23 protein-coding genes are annotated in these 24,267 nt (G+C 55.8%); 16 read left to right on the top strand and 7 right to left on the bottom strand.

The genetic code is table 11. From position 1 onward, the window contains the following. Positions 1-54: 54 nt before the first annotated feature. Both IM267_RS17450 and mntR read right to left on the bottom strand, forming a co-directional pair. The gene (locus IM267_RS17450; RefSeq protein ID WP_193033907.1) at positions 55-1,164 is read right to left on the bottom strand and encodes an anion transporter; all 1,110 of its coding nucleotides are present in this window, start codon (positions 1,162-1,164) and stop codon (positions 55-57) included. Then, on the bottom strand, positions 1,161-1,634 hold the full coding sequence (gene mntR / locus IM267_RS17445; RefSeq protein WP_063449275.1) for a manganese-binding transcriptional regulator MntR: 474 nt from the start codon (positions 1,632-1,634) through the stop codon (positions 1,161-1,163). Before mntR ends, IM267_RS17450 begins: the two co-directional genes overlap by 4 nt. Before the next feature lie 183 nt (positions 1,635-1,817). On the opposite strand from mntR, the gene mntS reads away from it, so the two are divergent. Then, complete coding sequence (mntS, locus tag IM267_RS17440) at positions 1,818-1,946, top strand: manganase accumulation protein MntS (RefSeq protein ID WP_063449276.1); 129 nt, start codon at positions 1,818-1,820, stop codon at positions 1,944-1,946. 269 nt (positions 1,947-2,215) lie between these two features. Next, positions 2,216-3,799, top strand: a complete 1,584-nt coding sequence (locus IM267_RS17435) for a phosphoethanolamine transferase (RefSeq protein ID WP_193033906.1) — start codon at positions 2,216-2,218, stop codon at positions 3,797-3,799. A gap of 158 nt (positions 3,800-3,957) precedes the next feature. Here the strand turns inward: IM267_RS17435 and ompX are convergent, their stop codons facing one another. After that, positions 3,958-4,476 carry an outer membrane protein OmpX gene (gene ompX, locus IM267_RS17430; RefSeq protein ID WP_003858450.1) on the bottom strand — a complete coding sequence of 173 codons (519 nt, stop codon included), beginning with the start codon at positions 4,474-4,476 and terminating at the stop codon, positions 3,958-3,960. A 354-nt stretch (positions 4,477-4,830) separates the two neighbouring features. Here ompX and rhtA point away from each other — a divergent pair, with 354 nt between their 5' ends. The 6 genes from rhtA to ybiO all read left to right on the top strand — a co-directional run bounded on the left by rhtA (position 4,831) and on the right by ybiO (position 11,428). Continuing rightward, the gene (gene rhtA / locus IM267_RS17425) at positions 4,831-5,718 is read left to right on the top strand and encodes a threonine/homoserine exporter RhtA (protein ID WP_193033905.1); all 888 of its coding nucleotides are present in this window, start codon (positions 4,831-4,833) and stop codon (positions 5,716-5,718) included. Between the two features lie 298 nt (positions 5,719-6,016). Beyond that, positions 6,017-6,520 (top strand): DNA starvation/stationary phase protection protein Dps, encoded by a 504-nt coding sequence (gene dps, locus IM267_RS17420; protein ID WP_000100801.1) that lies wholly within the window; start codon positions 6,017-6,019, stop codon positions 6,518-6,520. A 361-nt stretch (positions 6,521-6,881) separates the two neighbouring features. Next, positions 6,882-7,625 carry a glutamine ABC transporter substrate-binding protein GlnH gene (glnH, locus tag IM267_RS17415; RefSeq protein ID WP_003858455.1) on the top strand — a complete coding sequence of 248 codons (744 nt, stop codon included), beginning with the start codon at positions 6,882-6,884 and terminating at the stop codon, positions 7,623-7,625. A gap of 93 nt (positions 7,626-7,718) precedes the next feature. Beyond that, complete coding sequence (gene glnP / locus IM267_RS17410) at positions 7,719-8,378, top strand: glutamine ABC transporter permease GlnP (RefSeq protein ID WP_003858462.1); 660 nt, start codon at positions 7,719-7,721, stop codon at positions 8,376-8,378. Next, positions 8,375-9,097, top strand: coding sequence for a glutamine ABC transporter ATP-binding protein GlnQ (glnQ, locus tag IM267_RS17405; RefSeq protein ID WP_022647522.1), 723 nt, complete (start codon positions 8,375-8,377; stop codon positions 9,095-9,097). Before glnP ends, glnQ begins: the two co-directional genes overlap by 4 nt. Before the next feature lie 120 nt (positions 9,098-9,217). Continuing rightward, positions 9,218-11,428, top strand: a complete 2,211-nt coding sequence (gene ybiO / locus IM267_RS17400) for a mechanosensitive channel protein (protein WP_193033917.1) — start codon at positions 9,218-9,220, stop codon at positions 11,426-11,428. 45 nt (positions 11,429-11,473) lie between these two features. Here ybiO and rlmF read toward each other — a convergent pair whose 3' ends face one another. Beyond that, entirely contained in the window at positions 11,474-12,385 is a 912-nt protein-coding gene (gene rlmF, locus IM267_RS17395) for a 23S rRNA (adenine(1618)-N(6))-methyltransferase RlmF (RefSeq protein ID WP_063866173.1), read from the bottom strand. A gap of 241 nt (positions 12,386-12,626) precedes the next feature. On the opposite strand from rlmF, the gene mcbA reads away from it, so the two are divergent. From mcbA to ybiJ, 3 genes are all read left to right on the top strand, one after another. Beyond that, positions 12,627-12,890 (top strand): DUF1471 family periplasmic protein McbA, encoded by a 264-nt coding sequence (gene mcbA / locus IM267_RS17390; RefSeq protein ID WP_193033904.1) that lies wholly within the window; start codon positions 12,627-12,629, stop codon positions 12,888-12,890. 116 nt (positions 12,891-13,006) lie between these two features. Beyond that, positions 13,007-13,273 (top strand): DksA/TraR family C4-type zinc finger protein, encoded by a 267-nt coding sequence (locus tag IM267_RS17385; RefSeq protein ID WP_063449282.1) that lies wholly within the window; start codon positions 13,007-13,009, stop codon positions 13,271-13,273. A gap of 285 nt (positions 13,274-13,558) precedes the next feature. After that, positions 13,559-13,819 (top strand): DUF1471 family protein YbiJ, encoded by a 261-nt coding sequence (gene ybiJ / locus IM267_RS17380; protein ID WP_063866171.1) that lies wholly within the window; start codon positions 13,559-13,561, stop codon positions 13,817-13,819. A gap of 116 nt (positions 13,820-13,935) precedes the next feature. On the opposite strand, the gene ybiB is transcribed toward ybiJ, so the two are convergent. Next, positions 13,936-14,898 (bottom strand): DNA-binding protein YbiB, encoded by a 963-nt coding sequence (gene ybiB, locus IM267_RS17375; RefSeq protein ID WP_107534975.1) that lies wholly within the window; start codon positions 14,896-14,898, stop codon positions 13,936-13,938. Between the two features lie 255 nt (positions 14,899-15,153). On the opposite strand from ybiB, the gene IM267_RS17370 reads away from it, so the two are divergent. From IM267_RS17370 to IM267_RS17350, 5 genes are all read left to right on the top strand, one after another. After that, a complete protein-coding gene (locus IM267_RS17370) occupies positions 15,154-15,690 on the top strand; it encodes a fimbrial protein (RefSeq protein WP_063449285.1) in 537 nt (178 codons plus the stop codon). Positions 15,691-15,759: 69 nt separating this feature from the next. Further along, a complete protein-coding gene (locus tag IM267_RS17365; protein WP_193033903.1) occupies positions 15,760-16,434 on the top strand; it encodes a molecular chaperone in 675 nt (224 codons plus the stop codon). A 24-nt stretch (positions 16,435-16,458) separates the two neighbouring features. Beyond that, a complete protein-coding gene (locus tag IM267_RS17360; RefSeq protein WP_193033902.1) occupies positions 16,459-19,002 on the top strand; it encodes a fimbria/pilus outer membrane usher protein in 2,544 nt (847 codons plus the stop codon). A gap of 22 nt (positions 19,003-19,024) precedes the next feature. After that, the gene (locus IM267_RS17355; protein ID WP_193033901.1) at positions 19,025-20,014 is read left to right on the top strand and encodes a fimbrial protein; all 990 of its coding nucleotides are present in this window, start codon (positions 19,025-19,027) and stop codon (positions 20,012-20,014) included. Positions 20,015-20,019: 5 nt separating this feature from the next. After that, positions 20,020-20,523 carry a fimbrial protein gene (locus tag IM267_RS17350; RefSeq protein WP_112792568.1) on the top strand — a complete coding sequence of 168 codons (504 nt, stop codon included), beginning with the start codon at positions 20,020-20,022 and terminating at the stop codon, positions 20,521-20,523. On the opposite strand, the gene dinG is transcribed toward IM267_RS17350, so the two are convergent. Then, complete coding sequence (gene dinG / locus IM267_RS17345; RefSeq protein ID WP_193033900.1) at positions 20,510-22,687, bottom strand: ATP-dependent DNA helicase DinG; 2,178 nt, start codon at positions 22,685-22,687, stop codon at positions 20,510-20,512. The genes IM267_RS17350 and dinG overlap by 14 nt on opposite strands. A gap of 97 nt (positions 22,688-22,784) precedes the next feature. Next, positions 22,785-24,167: an ATP-dependent RNA helicase RhlE gene (gene rhlE, locus IM267_RS17340; protein ID WP_193033899.1), complete on the bottom strand. Its 1,383-nt coding sequence runs from the start codon at positions 24,165-24,167 to the stop codon at positions 22,785-22,787. Between the last annotated feature and the right edge of the window lie 100 nt (positions 24,168-24,267).

Here is a 24,267-nt window from a genome sequence, read left to right as displayed (position 1 = left end):
ACTAAAGCTAGGACGTTGCTATACATTTGCCAGGAAAAACTGACAAATTGCGCACTATATGAGAAGGAATAGTCCGAAACCAATCGCCGCTGACCAGAGCAGCATCGGGATTGACCATAGATGGAAGCGCCACCAGATGCGGCGATCGTTGGCCATGCGCAGGGCGATAAGGTTTGCCAGCGAGCCGGGCAGCAGCCCAAAGCCACCGACGTTGACCGCCCACGCCAGCAACACCGTAGGGGGAACATAGTTAAGCAGTAAAATGGTGGACGGTACGTTACTGATTACCTGCGAAAGACCAATCGCCGTCAGCCATAATCCCGGCTGCGACAGACCGCTGACGCTCTGGAGAACGTTCTGCAATGCCGGGAGCTGGATCAGCAGGTGCACGTCAATAAACATCGCCATAAACACCAGCAGCAGCGTCCAGTCGACGCTCACCAGCACCCGCCGGGCGAGGAACAGGAAACCGCACGCCACCAGCAGCGCGCCCGCCAGCGCCTGGTTTAGCTCCAGCGCGGTGAGGAAAACGATATACAGCCCCAGGCAGCTCCAGACGAGACGCGGCTGCCACTGGGGGCCGGCTGTACCGCTGTGGTACTGCAACGTTTTATTCGGGAAGGCAAACCAGCAGACCACCAGCAGCGTCGCCACGATCGCCAGCGCCAGCGGCGCCATCTGCCCGGTAAACGCGGTAAACGACAGGCCCGAGCGTCCCCACAGCAGAATGTTCTGCGGGTTACCGATCGGCGTAAGCAGCGAACCCGCATTGACGGCCAGCGCTTCAAAAATAATCAGGCGGGTAACCGGTATTTCGCACAGCTTACGCAGCGTAAGCGTCAGCGGCACCACAATGAACAGCGCCACGTCGTTAGTGAGAAACGTCGACAGCAGCGCCGCCGAAAAGACCATGAACAGGGCCAGCTTGCGCTCGGTGGCAAAGCGGCGCACCATTTTGCGCCCCAGCACGTCAAAATAGCCGCTCAGCTCAACGCCTTTGGTGAGCATCATCAAACCGCTCAGGGTAATAATGGTGCGCCAGTCTATTGCCGCGGGCCAGGCCTGCGGCCTGAAGGGCACAAAGACGCTGAGCCCAACGCCAATGATGAGTAAAAGATGGAAAAAGCGATCGCGTTTCAGGGCCTGCAAACCGGGAATGTTCATTCAGCGGAGGGACCGTATTTGAGCGTAAATTCGCGGAACTTCACCAGCGTCTCTTCGCTGACGTGGTGCTCCATCCCTTCGGCATCCCGACGGGCAATGTCCGGGCTGACGCCCAGCACCAGTAAAAAGTTCTCGACGATCTGATGGCGCTCGCGGCTCTCCTGCGCCAGCTTTTCGCCTTCAGCGGTAAGAAACACCCCGCGCCAGGGGATCATTTCGATCAGCCCTACCGACGCCAGACGTTTTAACATTTTGGCCACCGTTGGCTGAGACACCCCCAGCCGGGCGGCCATATCGACCTGGCGCGCTTCGCCCACCTCACGGATCAGGTCGGAGATCAGCTCTACATAATCATCAATCAGTTCCCGGCGGTGCGCCTCACGCACCTGACGGAAGCCTTCCACATGCTCTTCAACGTTCACCAGTTGCGTCGTTTTTTTTGTTGTTGGCTTACCTGCGCGACGGTTCATTGTGCTTCCTCAATGGGGTTGACGCTTCCAGCGCCCTGTAACGGAGCGCACATTGTAAACCATAGCTCTACAAGCACAAAAAATTAACGAATTAGCCATAGCTATACAATATAGCCTGTGCTATATCTGTATGTAATGCAGTCACCCTTCACGGATCGAAGGGATCATGAATCAGGAGGTCTTATGAATGAATTCAAGAGGTGTATGAACGTGTTTACCCACTCTCCTTTTAAAGTGCGCCTGATGCTGGTGAACATGCTGTGCGATATGTTTACCACCAAACCGCAGCAGGACGACAAATCTTCCCACTAAGCGGCGTCGCGGTACGCCGCTTCATTTTCCCGTCATTTTTCCCCGGCACACTGTCCTTTTCCCGATTATTTTTGCGGATTTGCAGCCCCCTTCGCAAAACATCTGTTTAGCAACTGTTGACCTTACTTCACGCTCGCACTATCTTCTTGCAGCCCTGCATCCTTTGCGGCTCGCTGAAGCGGACCCCTCATTCCCTTTTCACGCACAGTCAGGCAGGCTTTGACCCTTGGCGCCAGGGTGAGCACATGGCGTTTTCGTGATAGCGATCTATGAACGTAACCCTGATTGATACACTTGTTACCCGCAGCCGGGCCTTAAGCCCGTGGACGGGATTCTATTTTTTGCAATCGCTGCTGATTAACTTTGCCCTTGGCTACCCCTTCAGCCTGCTTTATGCCGTCGGATTCACCTGCATCCTTCACCTGCTGTGGCAAAGCGCACCGCGCGTGCAAAAAGTGCTCATCGGGATCTGTTCTCTGGTTGCTGCCGCCTATTTCCCGTTTGGCCAGGCCTATGGCGCGCCGAACTTTAATACCCTGCTGGCGCTACACTCCACCAATATGGAAGAGTCCACGGAGATCCTGACGATCTTCCCGTGGTACAACTACGTGGTTGGCCTTTTCATCTTTGCCCTGGGCGTGATGGCGGTTCGTCGTAAGCCCGTCGAGAAAAAGCGGTGGGGTAAAATTGAAAGCCTGTGCCTGGCCTTTAGCGTGGTGACGTTTTTTGTCGCGCCGGTACAAAACCTGGCCTGGGGCGGCGTGTTTAAGCTGAAAGATACCGGTTATCCGGTGTTTCGCTTCGTTAAAGACGTGGTGGTGAATAACGAGGAAGTGCTTGACGAGCAGGCGCGTATGGCCGAGCTTTCCACAATGAAAGACACCTGGAACGTGCTGGCGGTAAAACCGAAGTATCACACCTACGTGGTGGTGATCGGTGAAAGCGCGCGTCGCGATGCGCTCGGCGCGTTTGGCGGTCACTGGGATAACACGCCGTTTGCGAGCGCCGTCAACGGTACGCTGTTTACCGACTACGTGGCGGCCAGCGGCTCAACGCAAAAATCTCTCGGTCTGACGCTCAACCGCGTCGTGGATGGAAAACCGCAGTTTCAGGATAATTTTGTCACCCTGGCCAACCGGGCCGGTTTTCAGACGTGGTGGTTCTCCAACCAGGGGCAGATTGGCGAATATGATACCGCCATTGCCAGCATCGCGAAGCGTGCCGACGAGGTACAGTTCCTGAAAAGCGGTGACTTTGAAGCGGACAAAAATACGCAAGATGAAGCGCTGTTGAAAATGACCGCGCAGGTTTTTGCCACCCAGCGCACCCAGCCGCAGCTGATTGTTCTGCACCTGATGGGTTCCCATCCGCAGGCCTGCGACCGCACGAAGGGAAAATACGCTGATTTCGTGCAGTCGAAAGAGACCTCCTGCTACCTCTACACCATGACGCAAACCGACGATCTGCTCAGCAAGCTGTACGCACAGCTGCGCAACAGCGGCGACAGCTTCTCAATGGTCTATTTCTCTGACCACGGTCTGGCGTTTAAGGAGCGCGGAAAAGAGGTGCAGTATCTGGCCCACGATGACAAATTCCAGCAGAACTTCCAGGTACCGTTTATGGTGCTGTCGAGTGATGACAAAACGCATCGCATCATCAAAGCGCGTCGTTCCGCGAACGATTTCCTGAAATTCTTCTCCCAGTGGACGGGGATTAAGGCGAAAGAGATAAAAAATGATTACCCGTTTATCTCCGGGAAGAAGGGCCCGCCAGTGTACATTACCAACTTTAAGTTACAGAAAGTCGACTATAACCATCTGGGAACGGATATTTTCGATATTAAGAGTAAGTGATCTCTGCCTCTCGTGCGGACTGATGCCTTCACACTGGCCTCTCCCATCGGGAGAGGCACAAACACTAAAAACGGCAACCTCTGGTTGCCGTTTTGCTTTATCTTCCATAAAAAAAATCCGCCTCAAAGGGCGGATTTTTTACTGGCTCACCGAAGTGATTAGAAGCGGTAACCTACGCCCGCAATCCAGGTGCCAACGTCAACGTTGCGGATACGGCTCTGCTCATAGGAGAAGTCCAGAGCAACGTTTTCGATTGGGTTGAACTGCATACCTGCGCCATAGGAGAAACCGTAGTCGCTGTTGCTAGCAGTACGGTTCAGACCCTGGTTTTCGGTCTGCTGGAATTTACCGTAGCCAACACCTACAACACCGTAGATGCTTGCCCAGTCATTCAGGCGGTAAGCAGGACCCGCAGTGATGCCGTAGTACTGACCTTTATTGTAAGAGCCATTTTCAGTACGATCTTTCTCGGTGTAAGTGAAAGAACCGATCACACCCAGCGGGTTGTTGTCTTGCTCGTAACGGTACTTCAGGTTGAAACCGTTGGTTTTGTTCATCACGCCCTGCATATCGCTCTGAGCGTAACCACCAGTTACAGTAGAAGTTGCCGCTACAGCGGTACCTGCGGAAACAGCCAGAACAGCTGCCAGTGCTGAAAGACATGCAATTTTTTTCATAACCACCTCAAATGTGCTTCAAGTAAGTCCGTAAGTTTTAAATATATCAAAAAAATCTGTGAAACTCTTTGTCATTCACGATGTCTAATGCGACCTTTCCTGTAACAGAACATTTCCAGCACCAGCTATCTTGTTCAAATAACTCCAGATTTTCACCTTCAAACGCTAATAGTGCGCGTCATCGCCAGAAAGTTCATCCAGATTATTCCTAATCTTTCAGGCGATAAAAGCATCAACCTTTCCTCATTTTACGGATTTTCCCTAGATTTTTTTCAACAGTAGCTCAACCGTCGCAGCTTATTTCCATTACACTGCGACTTTTACCTCTTTTGACAAAAATTGACAGGAGAAAGGATGCCTGGTTTACCCCGTAAATCGTCGGTCTGGATGCCGGTGGTAGTCATACTTATCGCGATGATGTCCATTCAAAGCGGCGCGTCGCTGGCAAAATCGCTCTTTCCGCTGGTTGGTGCGCCGGGCGTTACGGCGCTGCGTATCGCGTTAGGCACCCTGATCCTCGTGGTTATCTTTAAGCCCTGGCGGCTACGTTTTAAAAAGGAGCAGCGCCTTCCCCTGCTCTTCTATGGGCTGGCGCTGGGAGGGATGAATTACATGTTCTACCTCTCTATTCAGACTATCCCGCTGGGGATCGCGGTTGCGCTTGAATTTACAGGCCCGCTGGCGGTTGCCCTCTTCTCTTCTCGTCGTCCGGTGGACTTTATCTGGGTCATACTGGCCGTGCTGGGGCTCTGGTTCCTGCTGCCGCTCGGTCAAAGCGTTTCACAGATCGATCTGACGGGGGCTGCTCTGGCGCTGGGCGCGGGGGCTTGCTGGGCGGTGTATATTCTCACTGGCCAGCGTGCGGGGGAAGAGCACGGCCCTGCGACGGTCGCCCTGGGCTCGCTGATTGCCGCCATCATCTTTGTCCCGATCGGCATGGCGCAGGCCACGGATTCGATCTGGCAATGGTCCATCCTGCCGGTTGGGCTGGCGGTCGCCATTCTTTCCACTGCGCTTCCCTACTCTCTGGAGATGATCGCTTTGACGCGGCTGCCTACGCGTATTTTTGGCACGCTCATGAGCATGGAGCCCGCGCTGGCCGCAATCTCCGGCATGATTTTCCTCGGCGAAACCCTGACGCTGGTGCAGACGCTGGCGCTCTGTTCTATTATCGCGGCGTCAATGGGCTCCACCCTGACCATGCGCCCGGAACCAAAAGTTGAAAAAGTTGACCTCAACTAGCCCTTAAATTCTGCATGGCTTACCGGCCATGCAGAATAGAGGTCTCGTCGACGCTTCAAATAATTTCTTACAAACTCTTCTATATTGCCAAAATATTTCAGCTGCCCGCCTTGTCCGGGAAGGAATTAAGATTGATCTGCATCAATTTATATAAAATATATAAAAGTCAGTAACTTAAAACTTCAACCCACCTTTCGCTATTAAACCAATAGGCAGAGCCAAACCGCAGGGAAAAAATCCGGTGCTATACTTAATCCCGTAATTACCTGGGACACAAACATCAAGAGGATATGAGATTATGAGTACCGCTAAACTGGTGAAAACGAAAGCGTCTAATCTGCTTTATACCCGTAACGATGTATCGGATAGCGATAAAAAAGCGACCATTGAGTTGCTGAATCGCCAGGTGGTCCAGTTCATCGATCTTTCGCTGATCACCAAGCAGGCCCACTGGAATATGCGCGGTGCAAACTTTATTGCCGTTCATGAAATGCTGGATGGCTTCCGCACAGCACTGGTGACTCACCTGGACACCATGGCCGAACGCGCCGTACAGCTGGGCGGTGTGGCGCTGGGTACCACGCAGGTGATCAACAGCAAAACGCCACTGAAAAGCTATCCGCTGGATATCCATACCGTTCAGGATCACCTGAAAGAGCTGGCGGACCGTTACGCGATCGTCGCGAACGACGTGCGTAAAGCGATTGGCGAAGCGAAAGATGAAGACACTGCGGATATCTTTACCGCTGCCTCCCGCGACCTGGATCAGTTCCTGTGGTTTATCGAGTCCAACATCGAATAATCCCTGCGGATTGTCTGAATAACCCTCGCCCCCGGCGGGGGTTTTGCACATTTATGGTGCGCACTTTTGCCCGCAATGGTCGCAAAAGTGAATGAAATGTAATAATCACCTCACACAACCGTTAACGGAAGATTGTTTTTTCGTCAGATTTTGCGCTAAATATCCCCCTGTCAGAAGACCTTAACGAAGCGCACCAAAACGGTGCTCCATTCTGGTGCAACATGACAGGATTGCCACGCTTTTTGTGCAATGCGTGACATCATCCCCTTTGCAAAACAACAACTTGTAAAACTGGCATGATTTTTTCATTGTGCCAGAGGTTCTCGCAGGGGATCGCCCCGTGGATATAAAAGGAAATGCTATGAAGTCTGTATTAAAAGTTTCACTGGCTGCACTTACCCTGGCGTTTGCGGTGTCCTCGCAGGCCGCCGACAAACTTGTTGTGGCGACTGACACGGCGTTCGTACCGTTTGAATTCAAACAGGGTGACAAATACGTGGGTTTTGACGTCGATCTGTGGGCCGCTGTCGCAAAAGAACTCAAGCTGGATTACACCCTGAAGCCAATGGACTTCAGCGGTATCATCCCGGCGCTGCAAACCAAAAACGTTGACCTGGCGCTGGCGGGCATCACCATCACCGAAGAACGTAAAAAAGCGATCGACTTCTCTGACGGCTACTACAAAAGCGGCCTGCTGGTGATGGTAAAAGCGGATAACAACGACGTCAAAAGCGTGAAAGATCTCGACGGTAAAGTGGTCGCCGTGAAGAGCGGCACCGGTTCCGTGGATTACGCGAAAGCCAACATCAAAACCAAAGACCTGCGTCAGTTCCCGAACATCGACAACGCGTATATGGAACTGGGCACCAACCGCGCTGACGCGGTGCTGCACGACACGCCTAACATCCTGTATTTCATCAAAACCGCAGGGAACGGCAAGTTCAAAGCGGTAGGCGATTCTCTGGAAGCACAGCAGTACGGTATTGCGTTCCCGAAAGGCAGCGACGACCTGCGTAATAAAGTGAACGGCGCGCTGAAAACCCTGAAAGAGAACGGCACCTATAACGAAATCTACAAAAAATGGTTCGGTACCGAGCCTAAATAACTTCACCTGAACTCAGGTTTGTAACGCCCGGTGGCGCTCACGCGCGCCGGGCCTACGTTTTTCGTTTTTCACCACGGTATACAGGAATACATCATGCAGTTTGACTGGAGCGCCATCTGGCCTGCCATTCCTCTCTTGCTTGAAGGCGCTAAAATGACCCTGTGGATTTCGGTCCTCGGTCTGGTTGGCGGGTTGATTATCGGTCTGGTGGCCGGTTTCGCTCGTACCTACGGCGGCTGGATTGCAAACCACATCGCACTGGTTTTCATCGAAGTGATCCGCGGCACCCCCATTGTGGTGCAGGTCATGTTTATCTACTTCGCCCTGCCGATGGCCTTCACCGACCTGCGCATTGACCCGTTCAGCGCAGCCGTTGTCACCATCATGATCAACTCCGGCGCCTACATTGCGGAAATCACCCGCGGCGCGGTGCTGTCGATTCATAAAGGCTTCAGCGAAGCCGGTCTGGCGTTAGGCCTTTCCCGTCGCGAAACCATCCGTCACGTGATACTGCCGCTGGCGCTGCGCCGCATGCTGCCGCCGCTGGGTAACCAGTGGATCATCAGCATTAAAGACACCTCGCTGTTTATTGTCATCGGCGTGGCCGAGCTGACCCGTCAGGGCCAGGAGATCATCGCGGGTAACTTCCGCGCCCTGGAAATCTGGAGTGCGGTCGCCGTTGTCTACCTGATTATCACGCTTGTCCTGAGCTTTGTTCTGCGTCGTCTTGAAAGAAGGATGAAAATCCTGTGATTGAATTTAAAAACGTTTCCAAGCACTTCGGCCCAACCCAGGTGCTGCACAATATCGATTTAAACATCAGGCAGGGCGAAGTGGTGGTGATCATTGGGCCGTCCGGTTCCGGTAAATCCACCCTGCTGCGCTGCATTAACAAGCTCGAGGAAATCACCAGCGGCGATCTGATCGTCGATGGCCTGAAGGTTAACGATCCGAAAGTGGACGAGCGCCTGATCCGCCAGGAAGCGGGCATGGTGTTCCAGCAGTTTTACCTGTTCCCGCACCTGACGGCGCTGGAAAACGTCATGTTTGGCCCCCTGCGCGTGCGCGGGGCCAGCAAAGCGGCGGCGGAAACGCTGGCCAAAGATCTGCTGGCGAAAGTGGGTCTGGCAGAGCGTGCCCACCACTACCCGTCAGAGCTGTCCGGCGGCCAGCAGCAGCGCGTGGCCATTGCCCGTGCGCTGGCGGTGAAGCCAAAGATGATGCTGTTTGATGAGCCCACGTCCGCGCTCGACCCGGAGTTGCGTCACGAGGTGCTGAAAGTGATGCAGGATCTGGCGGAAGAAGGCATGACGATGGTGATCGTGACCCATGAAATCGGCTTTGCCGAAAAAGTGGCGTCTCGTCTGATCTTCATTGATAAGGGCCGTATCGCGGAGGACGGCAATCCGCAGGCGCTGATTGCGAACCCACCGAGCCAGCGTCTCCAGGAATTCCTGCAACACGTCTCCTGATAGCCACACACTGAGCCGGGCATGCCCGGCTTTTTTACGCCGGATTGTTCCCAAAAACTCCCCTCCGCGTCTCGCCCTCTATACTTATCATTTTGCACGATATTTTTGTCGGAGGACGCCGTGCCGTGGATCCTGTTACTCCTGTTTAGCCTGTTTAGCGCGCCATCGCTCGCTGTAACCATTCCCGGCGTCACCACCGGAGCCACCGCCACCCAGCAAAATGCGGCCCCAGAACCGGACGCTGAAAAGAAAAAAGCCGCCTACAGCGCGCTTGCCGACGTGCTTGAGAACGACACGTCCCGGCAGGAGCTGATCGATCAGCTGAGGAAGGTGGCCGCCACGCCGCCTCAGGATCCGGTTCCGACCATAGCGCCGCCGGAAGCCGAAGAAGAAAAGACGGTGCTGGAAAACGTCACCGACATCAGCCGCCGCTACGGGGAAGCCCTGTCGTCGCGTTTTGCCCAGCTCTATCGCAACCTGATTGGCACCTCGCATAAGCCTTTTAACCCCCACACCTTCTCCGCAGCCGCCACGCAGTTTTCTATTCTGGCGGGTGCGGTATTTATCTTTTACTGGCTGCTGCGCCTGTGCGTCTGGCCGCTCTACCGGAAGATGGGCCAGTGGGGGCGTAAAAAGAATCAGCATAAAAGCAGCTGGCTGCACCTCCCGGCCATGATTACCGGGGCCTTTATCATCGATTTGCTGCTGCTGGCGCTGACGCTTTTTGTCGGTCAGCTGCTGGCCGACCGTCTTAATACCGGGAATAAAACCATCGCCTTCCAGCAGGGGCTGTTCCTGAACGCCTTTGCCCTGATCGAGTTCTTTAAGGCGCTGCTGCGGCTAATATTCTGCCCGAACGTGCCGGATCTTCGCCCCTTCGCCATTCAGGATCGGAGCGCCAAATACTGGGCGGTGCGGCTGAGCGTGCTGAGCGGGTTGATCGGCTACGGCCTGCTGGTCGCCGTGCCGATTATCTCCAACCAGGTTAACGTGCAGTTCGGGGCGCTGGCGAACGTGCTGATCATGCTTTGCATAACCATCTGGGCGCTGTACCTCATCTTCCACAATAAAAAGGCCATCACCGACAGCCTGCTGAACCTGGCCGATCGCTCCCTCTCCTTTTTCAGCCTGTTTATTCGGGCCTTTGCGCTGGTGTGGCACTGGCTGGCCAGCGCCTATTTTATCGTGCTGTGCTTCTTCTCCCTGTTCGATCCGGGCAACAGCCTGAAATTTATGATGGGGGCGACGTTCAAAAGCCTGGCGATTATCGGCATAGCGGCGTTTGTTTCTGGCCTGCTTTCCCGCTGGCTGTCGAAAACCATCACCCTGTCGCCGCAGGTTCAGCGGAATTACCCGGAGCTGCAAAAACGGGTTAATGGCTGGACGTCGGTGTCGCTGAAGGTGGCGCGCATTCTGACCGTCTGCGTGGCCATCATGCTGCTGCTGAACGCGTGGGGCCTGTTTGACTTCTGGAACTGGCTGCATAACGGCGCGGGGGAAAAAACCGTCGATATTCTTATTCGTATCGCGCTGATCCTGTTCTTCTCCGCCGTCGGCTGGACGCTGCTGGCAAGCCTTATTGAGAACCGGCTGGTGTCGGATGTTCACGGCAGGCCGCTGCCGAGCGCCCGCGCCCGCACGCTGCTGACCCTGTGCCGCAACGCGCTGGCGGTGATCATCAGTACCATTACCATCATGATTGTGTTGTCGGAAATCGGGGTCAATATCGCCCCGCTGCTGGCTGGTGCCGGTGCGCTGGGGCTGGCGATCTCCTTCGGCTCACAGACGCTGGTTAAAGATATTATCACCGGCGTTTTCATCCAGTTTGAGAACGGGATGAACACCGGTGATCTGGTGACCATCGGACCGCTCACCGGCACGGTGGAGCGGATGTCTATTCGTTCGGTAGGCGTGCGTCAGGATACCGGGGCGTACCACATTATTCCGTGGTCATCGATCACCACTTTTGCCAACTTTGTGCGCGGCATTGGTTCGGTGGTGGCGAATTACGACGTCGATCGTCACGAGGATGCCGATAAGGCGAAGCAGGCGCTGCGCGATGCGGTGAGCGAGCTGATGGAGATGGAGGATATTCGCGGACTGGTGATTGGCGAGCCGTCGTTCGCGGGCATCGTCGGGCTGACGAACACCGCCTTTACCCTGCGCGTGTCGTTTACCACCCAGCCGCTAAAACAGTGGACAGTGCGCTTTGCCCTCGACAGCATGGTGAAAAAACACTTCGATCTGGCGAACGTGAGAGCGCCGGTGCAGACGTATCAGGTATTGTCGCCGCCCGCTTCGCCGCTCCCTCCGCAGGAGCCGACGCTGTAACCGAGCCGGGTGGCGGCTTCTCCTTACCCGGCCTACGATGGGGTGCTATTTGCGGCGTTTGTTATCGTCCATAAAGGTCCAGGCGATAAAGCGGCTCTGCTTCTGGCCCTGCGCCATCTCTTTTTTGACGACCTTCACCGCACCGACGTCGGTGAGCGCACGGTACAGCGGCGGCAGGTTATCGCCACGGGAGACCAGCGTGGTAAACCATTTCACCTGGCGACCGAAGCCTTTACTCTCGGCAATCATGCGCAGAATGAATGCCACTTCCCCGCCCTCGCACCACAGCTCCTGCTGCTGGCCGCCAAAGTTCAGCGCGCCATCTTCAGCCTGACCCAGGTTACGCCGCTTGCGTTCGCTCCCCGCCCGTGCAGAGGCGGCGGAGTCGTGGAACGGCGGGTTGCACAGGGTGGCATCATAATTTTCGTTCTTGTGAATAATGCCGTTGAAAATAGCGGCCGCATCCTTCTGACGACGCAGGCGAACGGCTCGGCTTAACCCCGGGTTAGCGTTAATAATGGCCTGCGCGCTGGCGAACGCTTCGTTACCGATCTCGCTGCCGGTAAATCGCCACTGGTACTCATGCGCGCCTATCAGGGGATAAATCAGGTTCGCGCCGGTACCGATATCAAGAACGGTAGCCTGTTTCGGCACTACGCCATCGTGGTCTTCCGCCAGCAGATCGGCAAGGTGGTGGACGTAATCCGCACGCCCCGGCACTGGCGGGCAGAGAAAGCCTTCAGGGATGTCCCAGTGTGTAACGCCATAAAAATGGGCCAGCAGCGCTTTGTTCAGCGTTTTAACCGCCAGCGGATCGGCGAAGTTGACCGACGGTTCACCGGCTGGGGTCTGAACGATAAAATCCTGCAACTCAGGGCAGCTCTGGCACAGGGCTTTCATGTCGTAGCGGCTACGGTGGCGGTTACGCGGGTGCAATCCCGGCTTTTGGGAAGTCATGGCATTCTCCTTTAAACAGCCGCGTAAGATACCCTGTGACGGCGCGGGGGTAAATATTTCTCTGAGTCGCACAAAAAAACGACAAAATTCAGCCACCTGTATGTCTATGATCTGTCAGCAAATTGTCAGTATTTATCGTTCAAAAAACACGCAGATCATCATCAAATTTTTGCGTTAAATCACACTCGTCAGGCTTCTAAACTAAAAAGGAATCACCTGTTGTTTCCCTGAGGATGTGAAGATGAAAACGTATCTGACCTTTATTATTGCGAGTGCGCTGGCAGGCGCATCGTTCTCTGCCTGGTCCGTTCAGCCTCTGACCGACAGCACCGACACCGGCCAGCTACGCGCTGCCGGGACTGTCTCCGTCAGCCGGGCCAGCAACCTTGATGACCTTCAGGACAAGCTGGCCGAAAAAGCCCGTCAGGAAGGGGCTAAAGGCTTCGTGGTAAATGCCGCCGGTGGCGATAACCATATGTACGGCACCGCGACTATCTATAAATAACCCACCTTCTTCGGACTGTATCCGCCCTGCGGATGCAGTTCTCTTTCTCTGCGCCTTGACTGTGCGTTTTTTAACCCCATATTGATAATATGGCTTTAACCACTCAGGGGAACAGTATGGCTTCCGGTTGGGCGAATGACGACGCCGTTAACGAACAGATCAACAGTACCATTGAAGATGCGGTCGCGCGTGCTCGTGGCGAAATTCCGCGCGGCGAAAGTTTGACGGAATGCGAAGAGTGCGGGGAACCCATTCCCGAGGCACGGCGTAAAGCCATTCCCGGTGTACGGCTTTGCATCGCCTGCCAGCAGGAGAAAGATTCAAAAAACGCTTCACATTCAGGATATAATCGCAGAGGATCGAAAGACAGCCAGTTACGTTGACTTTCCTTTACCGAAGCTAACCCCACTTGCCGCTTCCTTTACGCTCACGACTTTTAGCGAAGCGCGTAGCAAAACGTGCCCTTGTCATCCGTTCTGTAAAGCGCTTCAGCAAGAAGTGTAAATCGTGCCTCTGAATTTATTAATAATCAATAAGTTATTTGTCATTCAAATTTTTTGAGCAACCACGTCAATTCTCTTCGATTTTATCTCTCGCAAAAAAGCGTGATACTTATCACATCGACGGAACATCGTCCCCTTAACAGAATAACCTGCGAGAATTTAGCCATGAAAACGATCAAATATGCTGTTGCTGCTGTTGCCCTGTCCGCCCTCTCTTTCGGCGCTTTCGCTGTAGAGCCTGTCTCTGCTACTCAGGCACAGAATCTGAATAAAATCGGTGTGGTGAGTGCAGAAGGCGCAACCACGCTGGACGGTCTGGAAGCAAAACTGGCTGAGAAAGCAGCGGCTGCCGGCGCAAGTGGATACACCATTACCTCCGCTAACGGTAATAACAAACTGAGCGGTACTGCGGTTATCTACAAATAATCGAACGAATTTTGCTCCACCCTCACCCTCCCTCTGGTGAGATGCTCCAACCCTCATTGACCCTGTTGTTGTTACCCTTTGTTTGCCCGTCCGCCACTGGACGGGCTTTTTTTTATTTAAAAGGACTGCGCCACGCGCTGCATTCCGGCTTCTACCGTCTCCACTTCTCCCGTAGCCAGCAGGCAGCAGGCCATTTGCAGCCGGATCGACTGCGGAACCGGCACCTTTCCGGCCAGACACTGCACGATCCAGTGCGCGGTAACCTGCGGATCTTTCGATTCAGGCAGAATGACATCGCTGCTTTCTTCCCCACGTTCAAGCACAACGCGGGTCCCGGCAGGCTCAATGAGCATCATCTGCGGACAACGCTGGGGATTGGCGTAAACCTCCCCTTCGGTTCCATGCATCAGCAGCGCCCGCCCACCGATTTCGGCAAAGAATTGCCCGACGCGCGTCACGTACTCCGGATGGGAGACGCTGGAAAGACGAAGCGCGGCGTCTTCGGCAAACGGCGTCACCAGCTTTGCCAGCGTGTGAGCGCTGTTACGTACGCCCATGCGCCAGCGCATGTCCAGCTGCTTTTCCAGCGGCGGGCAGAGCGCACTCACGGGGATATAGACCGGCTGGTTCCCTTCCAGCTTTGCCTGCGCCTGACCTGCATGGAGGGTCGGTTCGATGCCTAACAGCTCAAGAATGGTTTCTGTCAGCACGCGCGTCGGATCTTCGCTCACGCCATGGACCACCACCGGGAAACCGAGCTTCTGCAACAGAATAGCCAGCAGCGGCGTGAGGTTTGCCTGTTTACGCGCACCGTTATAGGTCGGGATCACAATCGGCATCGGCTTCGTGACGGGCGGGGTTAAGCGCATTGTCTGCGACTGCATGGCCTCATAAAAGCCGCGCATCTCCGCCTCACCTTCCCCTTTAATACGCAGCGCAATCAGTATGCCGCCCATTTCCAGTTCCGGCACATCGCCATTCAGCATGTGCGTGTACAACGCACGGGCTGTTTCCTGGTCCAGATCGCGAGCGTGGTTTTTTCCACGCCCTACCTCTTTGATAATTTTGCGGTAATCCACGACATTTCTCCTGACTGCATCATCTTGTTAACAATATAGCCCTGATGACTGGCTGGCCGTTAGTTTTTTATCAGGCAAGGCAACCTTCTGTTTTGATGATAAAAAATAAACACAACCTTTTTTTCAATTATTTGTGATTTCTATGGCTAATTCATAACCATACATTTTTTGATTAAATGACCCACGGAAAGTTATTAAGGGTCAACGGTGAAACGTCCAGGCAACGTTCTCGCCAGAAACATATCAGGATTTGCTATGAACAAGGTTGCTTTAGGTTTAATCATCGCCGCAGCGGTGGGATGTTCTGCATCCACGTTTGCGGCAACAAACGGTGAAGGGCAAATAAACTTCACCGGTGAAATTATCGATTCGGCTTGTCAGGTCGTGAATGGATTAAGTAATCCATTAAATGTGCAGTTGGGTAAAGTGTCTAAAACGGTATTTACCGGTGCAGGCTCTACCAGCACCTTAACGCGGTTTGATATTAAGTTAACGAATTGCCCTGACACGGTCACCTCCGCTGCGATTAATTTCGGCGGTAAGCCGGATGCGAATAACAATTCAACGCTTGCCTTAACGCCAGATACCGATGCGGCGACGGGCGTGGCGATTCAGCTGGTGGATGCGTCAGAGCAGCCGGTCAGCCTGTATACGCCGTCGCAGCAGTATCAATTAACCTCCGGTACGGCTGTTAACGATCTGGAATTCGGCGCGCGTTATATTCAAACCGGCGCGGCCATTACCGCAGGCCCCGCTAACTCTGTATCGACCTTCACCGTTATTTATAACTGATCTTATCAATCCGGAGAGAGTAATGCTTTTGCGAGCATTACTCTCTCCTCTATTAATTGAGAAATCTTTATGCGCCACGGTTATTTACTGAGCACGCTTTTACTGGTAGCCGCCACTGCACATGCAGGCGTCATTATTAATGGCACCCGGCTGGTCTATCAGGGAGATAAGAAGGAATCTTCTCTTGGTCTTTCAAATCCAGATGCGACGGATTATCTGGTGCAGTCCTGGGTCGATTCCGGCGGTAAAAACCAGGCCAAAGCCCCGTTCCTGATCACCCCGCCGCTTTTCCGTCTGGATGCGCAGGAAGATAACGTTCTGCGCGTGGTGCGTACGGGCGGAAATTTACCGGAAGACAGGGAATCCCTGTACTGGTTGAACATTAAAGCGATCCCTTCCTCAAAGCACGTTGAGGGCGTGAATACGCTGCAAATTGCAATCAACACCCGCATTAAACTGCTGTATCGCCCGTCTGCGGTAAAAGGCCGACCGGAAGATGTGGCCGATAAACTTGAATGGCATCGCGAAGGCAACGACCTGGTGGTGAATAACCCTACGCCCTTCTATATGAATTTCCAGACCGTCACGCTGAATGGTCAGAAAGTCACGAAAGCGACCTGGGCCGTTCCGAAAACGGAAACGCATTTTGCCTTACCAGGTAATGTCGGGGGCTCGAACGTGACGTATTCCATTATTACTGATTACGGCAGCATCAGCCATACGTTCTCGAAATCCGTTCATTAACACTTTCCCGGTAATAAAATAATCATGTACAGCGATAAAAAGCCGTTCACCTGCCGAATTTCATCATTGCTGGTCATTCTTTGTGGCCTGGCAATGGCGATCTTTGCCCAGCAGGTAATGGCTGATGATTATTTTAACCCGGCCCTGCTGGATATTGATAATCCCCAGCAGGGAAAAACCGATCTGTCCGTTTATGAAAAAGGGCCCGGCCAGGCGCCGGGAAAATATGAGGTCGCGGTGTTTATCAATAATAATAAAATTGATACCCGCAACGTGACCTTTACGCTTGAGAAAGATCCGCAGGGCAACGGCACGCTGCAACCTTGTTTTAGCCTGGACGATTTAAAAAGCCTCGGTATCAAGACCAAAAAATTTCCGCAGCTGATGGCCAAAGGCCAGTGCGCCAATTTACGCGTCATCCCTGCGGCATCCGCAACCTTTCGCGTTCGCAACCAGCAGCTGCTGCTGAGCATCCCTCAAACGGCGCTGGGCCAGGTGCCTCGCGGTTACATTGACCCAAAAGAATTTGACGAAGGCATCACTGCGGGCCTGCTTAACTACAGCGCAAATGCCAGCCACAGCCGTGCGCGCCAGCGCGGCGAGCAGGATAACAGCAGCCAGTACGTTAACCTGCGTCCGGGTTTGAACGTTGGCGCATGGCGCGTTCGCAACTATTCCACCTGGAATCGCAGCACTACGGGCAATGTGGAGGAACAGAAATTCACCTCCGTTTATACCTACGCGCAGCGCGATATTGTGGCGATGAAAAGCGACGTCACCGTCGGCCAGAGCTCATCGCCTGCCGATGTTTTTGACAGCGTGCCCTACACCGGCGTGGAGCTGAAATCCGACAACGACATGCTGCCGGACAGCGAGAAAGGCTATGCGCCCATTATTCGCGGCACCGCCCACAGCAACGCGCTGGTGGTGGTTCGCCAGAATGGCTACGTCATTTATCAAAACACGGTCGCGCCGGGCGCGTTCGAAATTAACGATCTTTACCCCACCGGAAGCAGCGGCGACCTCCAGGTGACCGTGAAAGAGACCGACGGCAGCGAAAGCCATTTCGTGGTGCCGTTTGCCTCCGTGCCGGTATTGCAACGTGAGAAAAACCTGCGCTACAGCGTGACCGCCGGGCGCTATCGTTCTTATGACAAAGACGTGGAAAAGACCCCGTTTGCTCAGGGCAGCGCCATCTACGGTTTACCCTACGGTGTTACCGCCTACGGTGGCGTGCAGCAGAGCAGCCATTATCAGTCTCAGGCGGTCGGCGTCGGGAAAAACATGGGCGATTTAGGCGCCTTCTCCATTGACGTCACCCGCGCCAAAGCCCTGCTGAAAAAACAGCAGGCCAGCAAAGGCCAGTCGTGGCGCGTGCGCTACAGCAAAGATATCGTCCGCTCGGGCACTAACTTCTCGCTGGCCGGCTATCGCTATAACAGCAAAGGGTTTTACACCCTGGAAGACACCATGGAGTCCTATACCCGCGCTGACGACTGGTCTGCACCGCAGCAGCGCCGCGCCCGCACCGAAGCCACCGTTGACCAGACGCTGCCAGAAGGCTGGGGGTCCCTGACCCTGAGCCTGGTGAAAGAGACCTACTGGAGTCAGAGCCAGAACATGACCTCCGTGAGCGTCAGCTACAACAACAGCTGGCACGGCGTGAGCTACAGCCTCAGCTACAGCATGAACAAAAACACCAACGACAGTGACGAAGACGGCAATGAGGTGACGAACGATAACCAGTTCGCGCTGAGCGTCTCGGTTCCGCTGGATCGCTGGATGCATAACACCTGGGCCACCTACAACCTGAACAACACCAAAGAGGGCACCACGCAGAACATCGGTCTGAACGGTACGGCCCTGAAAGAGGACAACCTGAACTGGAATATTCAGGAAGGGCTGAGCAGTACTGGCAGCGGTAACTCCACCAGCCTTAACGCCGATTACAAAGCAACGTACGGCGAACTGAGCGGCGGCGTCAGTCAGGATAAATATCAGCAGAGCGTGAACGTCGGGCTACAGGGCGGCGTGGTGGCCCACGCAAACGGGATAACCCTGAGCCAGCCGCTCGGTGAGACCATCGCGCTGGTGAAAGCGCCGGGCACCCACGGGACGCACATTACTAACCAGACCGGCGTTGAAACCGACTTCCGCGGCTACACCGTCGTGCCGTTCGTCACCGCGTACCGCCACAACACCATTGCGCTGGATACCGAAACGCTGCCGGACGACGCCGACGTCACCCACGCGGCGCAGATCGTCACTCCAACCCGCGGGGCCGTGGTGCGCGCCAGCTTTAACACCCGCGTGGGCAACCGCGTGCTGATGACGCTCACGCACAACGGCAAACCGCTGCCGTTCGGCGCGACGGTCACCACGGAGGATAAGGACAGCGAATTTATCGTCGGTAATGACGGCCAGACCTATCTCTCAGGTCTGCCGCAGCAGGGGCATCTCGCCGTTTCCTGGGGACAGGACGCGAGCGAGCGCTGCATCGCTGACTATGCGCTAACGGATGAGATAGAGAAAACCAGCATCATTAACGCTGCCGCGCAGTGTCACTGATCCACCGTTCAGGCTAACGATTATGCAAATGATTAAACAGTGCTTTTTCTTACTGGTTCTCGGGACCGCGGCGTTATTTATGCCGCACGCGAAGGCAACCTGTACGTCGTCCGATTTGCCCCGGCAGATTAACGTCGCCGCCATCTCCGTCTCCAGCACCCTGCCCGTGGGCGCCACTATTCCGGGTACGGAACAAACCGTTCACGTGGCGGGTAACTGCTATAACCCTTCTGACTACGGGCTGCCGATTGTGGCGTGCTACTACGGCTCGGGTCTCGAAATACCGGGGCTCTCCGGCGTTTATGAGTCGGGCGTTGAGGGCGTTGGCGTGGCGCTGATGAATGATAAAGGTCAGCGAATTACCGGCGCGGGAGGTATTTACTGTAATTCCACCGCCACGCCGCTCGGGTTTGTCTCAACGGACTCCAGCGAGGCGTTCAATTTTAACGTGACGCTGGAACTGGTTAAAACGAGCGATATGGTGAAATCCGGTTCGCTTTCTCAGGCGCAGTCAAAGTTTGGCATCGGCGTTTATCAACATGAAGGCATCAGCGATCCGAACACCCTTTCCTATGCCGGGAACGTTGAACTTCAGAACGTGACCTGCTCCGTCCTGCCGAAAAACCTGACCGTAAACCTGGGCGATTTCCCGGTGAGCGATTTTGTCAGCGTCGGGATGCTGTCAAGTCCGGCGCAAAACTTTGACGTTACGGTGAACTGCAACAGCACCGTGCAGCCAGAGGTTAAGGTCACCAGCGCCAACGGCTATGAATCGGCGTTCGAAGGGGTGCTTAAGCTCACACAGCAGACCGGCGTGGCAACCGGCGTCGGGGTGAGAATGCTATTTGATGACCATATCGCCACCTTTGATACCTATGTGAACACGCAAAGCGAGGCCATTGCCAACGAAACGCTGGTGATCCCGTTTGAGGTTCGTTACGAGCAGGTCAGCGATGTCGTTACGCCAGGACCTGCCAACACCGTTGCCACCATTACCCTCGCCTATAAGTGACCGACATGAAAAAGCGTATTGCGATTCTGGCGCTGGGGCTGATCGCCCAGGCTCACGCCGACGATATCCAGATCCAGATGAACGGGAATATTTACGCCAACACCTGCATCATTGACAGCGCCAGCCGCAACCTGACGGTAGATTTAGGCCAGGCGGTGTCGGGCAGTTTTAAAGACGTGGGGGATACCGGCGAGTGGAAAGACTTTTCGCTCTCGGTGTCGCACTGCCCGGCCACGCTTGCGCTTGCCACGGCCTATTTTTACGGCCAGGCCGACAGCGTGCACCCGACGAAATTCGCCAATATCGGCAGCGCAAAAGGGCTGGCGCTGGAGCTGGCAGACCGTCAGGACAAGATCCTGATTGCCCCGCAGGCCGCCTTTAACGCCGCCATTAACCCGAGTGACCACACGGCCACGTTCCCGCTGTCCGCACGCTACTACGCCACGTCCATGCCCGTCACCGCCGGCACGTTCAGCAGCGTGATTCAGGTGACCTTCACTTACCAGTAGGACCGCGCCCCTTAGCACGGATGCTTTTCCTGCGCCCGGCGGCCAGTTTTGCCGGGCGTTTTTTTACCTCCGGCACCTCCGGCTGCTCAATCGGGAAGATCGGCAGCGCGTTCAGCAGCCGCTGACCGTAGCTTTTGGTGAGCAGACGCTTGTCATAGATCACCACTTCCCCCCAGCAGCCGTGACTACGAATCAGACGCCCCACCTGCTGGATCAGGTTAAACGAGGCGGCGGGGAGGCTTTGCACCTCAAACGGATAGCGGTTGAGGCTTTTCAGCCACTCGCCCTCGGTGATCACCACCGGGCTGTCGATGGGCGGGAAGGCGATTTTATGGATATGCACCTGCGTCAGGTAATCTCCCTTCAAATCCAGCCCTTCAGCAAACGACTGTAGCCCCACCAGCACGCTGCGCTCGCCGCTGTCGATGCGCTTGCGATGGGTTTCCACCAGCCGGTAACGGGGCTGGTCGCCCTGCACCAGCAGAAGCAGACGCAGGTCGGTGACGTGCTCAAGGAAGCGCTGCATCGCCCGTCCGCTGGCAAACAGCACCAGCATGCCGGGGTATTTTTTGCTCTCGACCTGCTCGCGGAAGTAGGCCGCCATCTCCGCAATATGCTGCTCTTCGTTGTCGATAAGCGGCTCGTACTGCATGCGTGGAATGACCAGCTTGCCCTGCTCGCAGTGGTTGAACGGCGAGTCCAGCGCCACAAAGCGGTCGCCCGCTTTCTCTTTCAGGCCGCTCATCTCCTGCAACCGTGAAAAACTGTTCAGGGAGCGCAGGGTCGCCGACGTCACCACGACGTGCGGCACGCTGCGCCAGATGAGCTTTTCCAGCTGATCGGCCACGCGGATGCCCACGCAGTGGAAGAACAGGTGGGCCTGCCCGTCCCGCACCTCGCGGGTGGCCCATTTGGTGACCGGTGCGCCCGATGCCTGCGCCATGGAGGCCAGCCGCCAGAGCTTGCTCTGGGCTTCAAACATGCCCAGCGCGCGGTTCATTTGCAGCAGAATGCGGTGCAGACGCACCACGTCATGGCTACCGGTTTTCTCGCTGAGATCGTTTAAGAACATCTCCGCCAGCCCGCGCAGCTTTTCGAGGTGCTTCGCCAGCTGCTGGCAAATGTCCATCACCTCTTCCGGCAGCTCCCCCATCGCAAAGCGGTGTTCTGCTTCCTGGGCGGCGGGAAGATAGAGGTTGAGGATGTTATTGAGCGAGGAGATAAGGCCGTACACCTCTTCGCAGTGCTCGCTCAGCCGCTCCGGGACCGCCAGCGGCGGCGTGGTTTTCGGGCGAAACTGCTCCATGCAGGTCGCCACCAGCTTGCAGAACAGATCCAGCTGAAGTCGAAACCACGGGGCGGTGATTTCCGCGCTCATCTCCAGCGCATCCCGCGCCACGTCGGGCAGATGGTGGCCTTCATCAAGCACCAGCAGCAGGTTTTTCGGCTCCGGCAGCACCGCCTCACTCTCCAGCGCGGCCATGACCAGCGCATGGTTGGCGACAACCACCTCCGCTTCCTGAATTTCACGTCGGGCGACGAAGAATGGGCACTCACGGTAGTAGTGACAGTTGCGGTTCAGGCAGCTGGCTTTATCGGTGCTGAGCCTGCGCCACAGGTCGTCGCCGATCGCCTGGCTGGTGTGATCCCGCAGGCCGTCCCACTTGTAACCATCAAGATCGGCCTTCAGCTTTGCGCACTGCTCCTGCTCCGCCTTGTTATTCGGCGTCAGCTCGTCATCAAGAAACGCGAGCAGATCCTGCTGCGAGGGCTCGCTGCTGGCCAGCGCCGCCAGATTGCGCGGGCAAACATACCGCCCGCGCCCAAAGGCGGCAGTGAAGCGAAGATCGGGGATGACTTTGCGCAGCAGCGGCAAATCTTTGCTGAAGATCTGATCCTGCAAGGCCACGTTCGCGGTGCTGACCACCAGCGTTTTGTCTTCTTCCCGCGCGATGGCGATGCCGGGAATGAGATACGACAGGGTTTTCCCGACGCCGGTCGGGGCTTCAATCGCCAGATGTCGCCCGTCGTCCCCGGCGAGCGTTTTTGCCACGTCGGCAATCATCTGCCGCTGCGGCACTCGGGGGATAAAGTCGGGGATCTGCTGCTGTAGCGCCTTATACCAGGCGCCTATTTGCGCTTTCAGCGCGGCGGTTAAAGCCATTGAAAAACCTGAAATACTGTATAAACAGCCACTATTGTGGCACTTTCTCTTCGCCGCCGCAAAAAGAAAAGCCCGGCTTTACGACCGGGCTTCCAGATTACTGCGGGTTAGCAGGCTTGCGCGGACGGCGTCGGCGCTGCCCCTCGCCTGCCGGTTTGCCTTCACCGCTGCGCCACGGGTTTTCACCGGCCGGCTTGCCGTCGTTATTACGACGCGGCGGTTTGCCCGCGGATTTTGGCGCGCCGCCTTCGGAACGACGCGGCTGCTGGCCACGACCGCCGCCGCCCTGACCACGACCGCCGCCCTGACGACCGTTCTGAATCGGCTCGGCTTTGATGGACGGGTCTACTTCATATCCCGGGGTTTCGATGCGCGGGATCTCTTTCTTCAGCAGGCGTTCAATGTCGCGCAGCAGTTTGTGTTCATCCACACAAACCAGAGAGAGCGCTTCACCGGTTGCCGCCGCGCGACCGGTACGGCCGATACGGTGTACGTAGTCTTCCGGCACGTTTGGCAGCTCGTAGTTCACCACGTGCGGCAGCTCTTCAATGTCCAGACCGCGGGCGGCGATGTCGGTCGCCACCAGCACGCGAATATCGCCAGATTTGAAGTCCGCCAGTGCGCGGGTACGCGCGCCCTGGCTCTTGTTGCCGTGGATCGCCGCGCTGCGGATGCCGTCTTTATTCAGCTGTTCCGCCAGGTGGTTGGCGCCGTGCTTGGTGCGGGTAAAGACCAGCACCTGCTGCCAGTTGCCCTGACCGATCATCTGGGAGAGCAGCTCCCGCTTGCGCTTCTTATCAACGAAGTGCACGTGCTGCGTCACCTGCTCAGAGGCGGTGTTGCGGCGCGCCACTTCCACTTCCAGTGGGTTATGCAGCAGCTTTTCCGCCAGCGCCTTGATTTCATCGGAGAAGGTCGCGGAGAACAGCAGGTTCTGGCGACGCGCCGGCAGCTTGGCCAGCACGCGGCGAATGTCGTGAATAAAGCCCATATCCAGCATGCGGTCGGCTTCGTCCAGCACCAGGATTTCAATGCTGTCGAGCTTCACCGCGTTCTGGTGCTCCAGATCCAGCAGACGACCCGGCGTTGCCACCAGCACGTCCACGCCGCCGCGCAGCTTCATCATCTGCGGGTTAATGCTCACCCCGCCGAACACCACCAGCGAGCGAATATTGAGGTAGCGGCTGTACTCACGCACGTTCTCACCAATCTGGGCTGCCAGCTCGCGGGTTGGGGTGAGGATCAGCGCGCGCACCGGACGACGACCTTTGCCGTGCGGCTGGTTTTTTACCAGCAGCTCAAGCAGCGGCAGGGTAAAGCCCGCAGTCTTACCGGTACCGGTCTGCGCGCTGGCCATCAGGTCACGGCCCTGCAACACGGCCGGAATGGCCTGCTGCTGGATAGGGGTTGGCTCAACGTAGCCCTGCTCTGCGATGGCGCGCAGAATTTCCGGGTTCAGACCAAGGGAATCAAAAGACATAAAAACTCCGAACCGCCCCGACCATCACAGGTGTAGTTTTCAGGGAGATATAACGAATAAGAGGACAAAAACCACAATGTCGCGAAGGTGCGGAGTGTAG

The organism is Enterobacter cloacae complex sp. P15RS (assembly GCF_014895905.1).
Classification (GTDB): domain Bacteria; phylum Pseudomonadota; class Gammaproteobacteria; order Enterobacterales; family Enterobacteriaceae; genus Enterobacter; species Enterobacter quasihormaechei.
Note: the sequence above shows the minus strand (reverse complement) of the source record. Positions and strands in the feature narration are given on the sequence as shown.

Excerpts from the sequence above, each read along its gene's own strand:
- IM267_RS17450 (WP_193033907.1), bottom strand. The coding sequence starts at position 1,164 with ATGAACATTCCCGGTTTGCAGGCCCTGAAACGCGATCGCTTTTTCCAT.
- mntR (WP_063449275.1), bottom strand. The coding sequence starts at position 1,634 with ATGAACCGTCGCGCAGGTAAGCCAACAACAAAAAAAACGACGCAACTG.
- mntS (WP_063449276.1), top strand. The coding sequence starts at position 1,818 with ATGAATGAATTCAAGAGGTGTATGAACGTGTTTACCCACTCTCCTTTT.
- IM267_RS17435 (WP_193033906.1), top strand. The coding sequence starts at position 2,216 with ATGAACGTAACCCTGATTGATACACTTGTTACCCGCAGCCGGGCCTTA.
- ompX (WP_003858450.1), bottom strand. The coding sequence starts at position 4,476 with ATGAAAAAAATTGCATGTCTTTCAGCACTGGCAGCTGTTCTGGCTGTT.
- rhtA (WP_193033905.1), top strand. The coding sequence starts at position 4,831 with ATGCCTGGTTTACCCCGTAAATCGTCGGTCTGGATGCCGGTGGTAGTC.
- dps (WP_000100801.1), top strand. The coding sequence starts at position 6,017 with ATGAGTACCGCTAAACTGGTGAAAACGAAAGCGTCTAATCTGCTTTAT.
- glnH (WP_003858455.1), top strand. The coding sequence starts at position 6,882 with ATGAAGTCTGTATTAAAAGTTTCACTGGCTGCACTTACCCTGGCGTTT.
- glnP (WP_003858462.1), top strand. The coding sequence starts at position 7,719 with ATGCAGTTTGACTGGAGCGCCATCTGGCCTGCCATTCCTCTCTTGCTT.
- rlmF (WP_063866173.1), bottom strand. The coding sequence starts at position 12,385 with ATGACTTCCCAAAAGCCGGGATTGCACCCGCGTAACCGCCACCGTAGC.
- mcbA (WP_193033904.1), top strand. The coding sequence starts at position 12,627 with ATGAAAACGTATCTGACCTTTATTATTGCGAGTGCGCTGGCAGGCGCA.
- IM267_RS17385 (WP_063449282.1), top strand. The coding sequence starts at position 13,007 with ATGGCTTCCGGTTGGGCGAATGACGACGCCGTTAACGAACAGATCAAC.
- ybiJ (WP_063866171.1), top strand. The coding sequence starts at position 13,559 with ATGAAAACGATCAAATATGCTGTTGCTGCTGTTGCCCTGTCCGCCCTC.
- IM267_RS17370 (WP_063449285.1), top strand. The coding sequence starts at position 15,154 with ATGAACAAGGTTGCTTTAGGTTTAATCATCGCCGCAGCGGTGGGATGT.
- IM267_RS17365 (WP_193033903.1), top strand. The coding sequence starts at position 15,760 with ATGCGCCACGGTTATTTACTGAGCACGCTTTTACTGGTAGCCGCCACT.
- IM267_RS17360 (WP_193033902.1), top strand. The coding sequence starts at position 16,459 with ATGTACAGCGATAAAAAGCCGTTCACCTGCCGAATTTCATCATTGCTG.
- IM267_RS17355 (WP_193033901.1), top strand. The coding sequence starts at position 19,025 with ATGCAAATGATTAAACAGTGCTTTTTCTTACTGGTTCTCGGGACCGCG.
- IM267_RS17350 (WP_112792568.1), top strand. The coding sequence starts at position 20,020 with ATGAAAAAGCGTATTGCGATTCTGGCGCTGGGGCTGATCGCCCAGGCT.
- dinG (WP_193033900.1), bottom strand. The coding sequence starts at position 22,687 with ATGGCTTTAACCGCCGCGCTGAAAGCGCAAATAGGCGCCTGGTATAAG.
- rhlE (WP_193033899.1), bottom strand. The coding sequence starts at position 24,167 with ATGTCTTTTGATTCCCTTGGTCTGAACCCGGAAATTCTGCGCGCCATC.